This window comes from Stenotrophomonas capsici (genome assembly GCF_034961085.1).
Classification (GTDB): domain Bacteria; phylum Pseudomonadota; class Gammaproteobacteria; order Xanthomonadales; family Xanthomonadaceae; genus Stenotrophomonas; species Stenotrophomonas capsici.
On the sequence record NZ_JAYFUH010000114.1, the window covers coordinates 1 to 4,342 of the forward strand.

Annotated in this window: 3 protein-coding genes; all 3 read right to left on the reverse strand. The window is 66.5% G+C overall.

Features of this window, described 5'->3' with window-relative positions:
• The coding region (locus VA603_RS09355) for a hypothetical protein (RefSeq protein ID WP_323438632.1) at positions 1–1,120 on the reverse strand (1,120 nt) is incomplete at its 3' end.
• Positions 1,121–1,450: 330 nt separating this feature from the next.
• Positions 1,451–2,185 carry a winged helix-turn-helix domain-containing protein gene (locus tag VA603_RS09360; protein WP_132863969.1) on the reverse strand — a complete coding sequence of 245 codons (735 nt, stop codon included), beginning with the start codon at positions 2,183–2,185 and terminating at the stop codon, positions 1,451–1,453.
• Positions 2,186–2,334: 149 nt separating this feature from the next.
• Positions 2,335–4,342 (reverse strand): S46 family peptidase (locus VA603_RS09365; RefSeq protein ID WP_323438633.1); only part of this gene is annotated, 2,008 nt, incomplete at its 5' end.

A 4,342-nucleotide genomic window follows, 5' to 3' on the forward strand; every position in this document is an offset into this window, starting at 1 on the left:
CGGCCTCCAGGCTGCAGCCCGCCGGCAGGGTGCCGATGACGAAGCCGTCGGGAATGATGGTGCTCACGGTGCCACCGGCCGTGCTGGTCTGCGGGCCGTTGTTCTTGTAGGTCAGCACCAGGTTCTGCGCGGTGCCCACTTCCAGCGGCTGCGACGGGAAGCTCACCAGCGCTTCGATGTCCGTGCCCAGCACGATGTTGTAGCTGGCGCTGTCGGAGTTGTCGTTCGGGTCCGCGTCGAAGTAGTTGTCGTTCGCGGTGGCGATGGTCGCGTTGTTGGTGTGCGTGCCCAGGCCGTTGGTACGCAGGGTTACCGTGACCTTGGCGGCGTCGAGCTGGGCCAGGCTCATGGGGCCGTTGTAGGTACAGCTGAACGCACGGGCGCTGTTGGCCTGGGCCACGGTCTCGCACACGGCGCTGTTGGCCGGTGAGGGGGTGATGGCGGTGACCACGTTGGCGGTGTCGGTCGGCAGCTGGTCGGTGATGACGATGCGCGCGCCGCTGGGCAGTGCGCTGCCGCCGGAGGCGATGCGCGGATGCAGCTCGAACGTGGCGGTGCCGCCAGTCGCGCCCTGGCCGTTGTCCGGCGTGATCAGGGTCTTCTCGACCTGCAGGTTGCCGGTCTCACGGACGGTGGTGGTGCCGGTCGCAGGCGTCGCGCTGTTACTCGAGGTCGCGGTCAGGTTGAAGCTGCCCAGCTGGCGCGCGCGGATGCTGAAACCCACCGAACCGCTCGGGGCAGTGGCGGTGTTGCCCGGCGCGACCGGGCACGACACGGTACGGGTGGCAGCCGTGTACACGCAGTCGCTGGCGCTGGGCGATGCCGGCGGTACGAAGTCCACGGTGGGCGGCAGCACTACCGAGATGTTGGTCTGGGTCGCGTCGGTGGCGGTGCGCAGCCAGCTGATGGTCAGCGGTGTGTCGATGCCCTCGCCCATGTTCGGCGGCAGATTCACGTTCTGCGGCACGACCGTGGCAAATGCGGCCGCAGGCAGCAGGCCCAGCACCAGTGCCGCTGCGGCACGGGTGATCGACGCGTACCACGGCGAGCGGCCATGTCCATGATGACTACCGGCGGTATCACCCGCACGGACCGTGTACTGCTGAAGTTGTTTTTTCACCGGAGAGCCTCTGCAAGCGCGCGCTCGGGCTGCCCGTCCAGGCAGTCCGTTTGGTTTCGTTGAGCTTCGAAACAGCGACCCGCCCCAAAACGGGTCGCAATTCAGCACCGTGAGGTGCGTGTGACGGCGCGGATTCTCACTGCGCTCTTACGCGGAAACAGTGCCGCTGCGTGACGGATGCTTTCATTTCCTCACATCACACAAATAATGTGATCTGGCTCACATCGCCATCATCTTGTTTTCACAGGGAAATCACGGTGCATCCGCGGAACTCGGCTGAATGCGCGAAATTTCAAATCTGTGAATTTATTCTGAACGAAATTTATACATTCAGACCGTCAAGCGGTAGCCACTTCCCCGTACTGCGCGGATTGGCAGGGTATGGCCGGTGGCCATCCGCACGCGGTTGCGCAGCCGGTGGACGAGCACTTCGATGCGGTGCGGGTCGAAGCTCCAGGGCTGGTCGGTCAGGGCTTCGATCAGGCGCTCACGCGCCACCGTCTCAGAGGGGGACGAGAACAACAGGGACAGAAACGCCCGTTCTGCTTCGGTCAGGGCCAGCAGGCTGCCACCCGGCGCGCGCAGGTCCCAGGCATCGGATTCCAGCATCCAGCCCTGTTCCGGCAGGCGGGCGGCACTGGCCTCCACCACCTGCGCCGGCTCGCCGGGCAGGCGACGACGCAGGCTGTACAGCTTGGCCGCCAGCACGTTGGACGAGGGCCGCTGCGGCAGGCAGGCGTCGGCGCCGGCCCACAGGCCTTCGGCCACCGCCTCGGGGGTGGCCGGGTCGACCAGCAGGACCACGCCGAGGTCATCGCGACGGCGCAGGTGGGCGACGGTGCTGGCCACGTCCTCGCGGATCTGCGAGGTGTCGATCAGCACGATGTCGCATGGCACGATGGCCAGCTCGCGGTACAGCGCGTCGATGCTGTCCAGCGCATGCACCTGCGCGCCGTGCCAGACCAGCGGCTGCACCACATCCAGGCTGCCGACGATCCATATCCGCAGTGGCGCCAGGGCCAGCTCCCGCTCGACGCCCACCATGATGTTGTCCTGTTGCTGCACCGATCACTCCTGTTCGAAGGCATACCATTGCCTACGTATGTCGGATTCTAGCCCAGCGTAATACCAGTTACGGGAGGGTACATGTGTCAGAAGATTAAACAGTAACGGGGCCCGTAGGCCCCGTTACAGTTCTGCCGGTGCGGCCGGGCTTACTGCGCCGGCACGCCCATCTCCTGCAGCAGCGCCGGTGCCGGGTAGACCTTGGCCAGCAGCCAGCGCAGGTAGCGCATGTCCACGTGCACGGCACGCTTGTAGCGCGGGTCGAACCACCAGCTGGCGCTGACCGACTCCCAGTTGGAATCGAAGTTCAGGCCGATCAGCTCGCCCTTGGCATTGAGCACCGGCGAACCGGAGTTGCCACCGGTGGTGTCCAGGTTGGTCAGGAAGTTGACCGTCTGCGTCTTCAGCGCCGGGTCCGCGGTACTGCCGAAGTCACCCTTGGCGATGGCCGCCAGCAGCGGCTTGGGCGCATCGAACGGCACCGTGTTGGTGTTCTTCTCGACGATGCCGGCCACCGTGGTCACCGGCGAATAGCTGACCGCGTCGCGCGGGTGCAGCGCCTCGACCTTGCCGTAGCTGATGCGCAGCGTACTGTTGGCATCCGGGTATACCGCCCGGCCCTGCTTGGCACGCCAATCGAACAGCGCCTGCATGTACGACGGCCGCAGGCGCAGCTGCTCACCCTCGCGCTCCTTGCTTTCACGCTCGGCGTTGAGCTGCGCCATCACCAGCGCCGACGCCACCGACACCAGCGCGTCGCCCTCGATGAATCCCCCCTTGCGCGCGGATTCGAAGCGCGACAGGCGCTGCGCCTCGTCGCCCAGGCGGGTCTGCGCGTACATCTCGTCCAGATGCCGGGCCAGCTCACCCGGGGTACGGCCGAACAGGTTGTCGTAGTGCGCGTCGCGCTGTGCATCGGGCAGCTGCTGGTAGCGGGTCAGCAGCGCGGTGAGGATGGCCTTCTCCACCGTCGGGTCGTAGCGACGCTGCACCTGCTTGAGCACGCCTTCGATCAGCGCCTGGTCGCGCTGCTGGTAACCGCTCTCGCGCTCGGCGTCGGGCTTGGTCGATTCGATGCGCAGGCGTTCGAGCAGCATGGCCGAGCGCAGCAGCTGGGTCTGGCTGGACATCAGCGTCACCAGGAACTCGCTGGCACCGGCCTGCTCACCGGCCGCCAGCGAGGCGAACAGCGCATCGATGTCGGCGTTGTACTTGCGGTCGGTGGCGGCCAGCATCGCCTGCTCGTCCTGCGCACGTTGGGTCTTGGCATCGCTGCGCAGCAGCCCTTCCAGCTCGCCGGCGGCGCGCTTGCGGTTGTTCTTCAGCGACTGCAGCTGCGAGGCGTAGCGCGTGCGTGCATCGGCATTGTCCTTGCCGATCGCCTCGATGGTGTCGATCAGCTGCTGGAACACCGCCACGCGGCGCGGCAGCACCGTATCGATCTGGTTGGCGAACTCGGCGGCGGTGCGCAGCCGGTAGGTGGTGCCCGGGTAACCGGCCAGCATCGCGTAGTCGCCTTCCTTCGGCCCGTCCAGCGACATCGTCAGGTGTGCCGGCGGGTGGTACGGCACGTTGTCCTTGCTGTACGGCGCCGGCTTGCCGTCCTTGCCCACGTAGGCACGCAGCAGGGTGAAGTCACCGGTATGGCGCGGCCACATGAAGTTGTCGATCTCGTCGCCGTAGTTGCCGATCGCGCGCGGCGGCGCATAGACCAGGCGGATGTCGGTCAGCTCCAGCTGGCGGATGCGGTAGAAGTCGCTGCCGTAGTACATGTTGGCCACCGAGCAGCGCACGCCGCTTTCGGCCTCGCAGTCGGCGACGATGCGCTTGCGCGCATTCTCCACCGCATCGTAGTAGGCGCGGCCGGTCTTGCCGCGTGCGTCCTTGAGCACGTCATCGGTGACCTTGTCGAAGCCCACCGTCACCAGCACGCGGTAATCCGGGTTGGCGGCGCGCTCATCGGCACGGCCCTGGGCGATGAAGCCCTCGTCGATGATGTTGTGTTCCTTGCTGGCGTTGTACTGGATCACGCCATAAGCCACGTGGTGGTTGGTCAGCAGCAGGCCGTCGCCGGAGACGAACGAGCCGGTGCCGCCACCGACCCGCACCACCGCGCTCAGCGGCGGCGCGGTGACGTCGGCCAGTTCGGCCGGATTG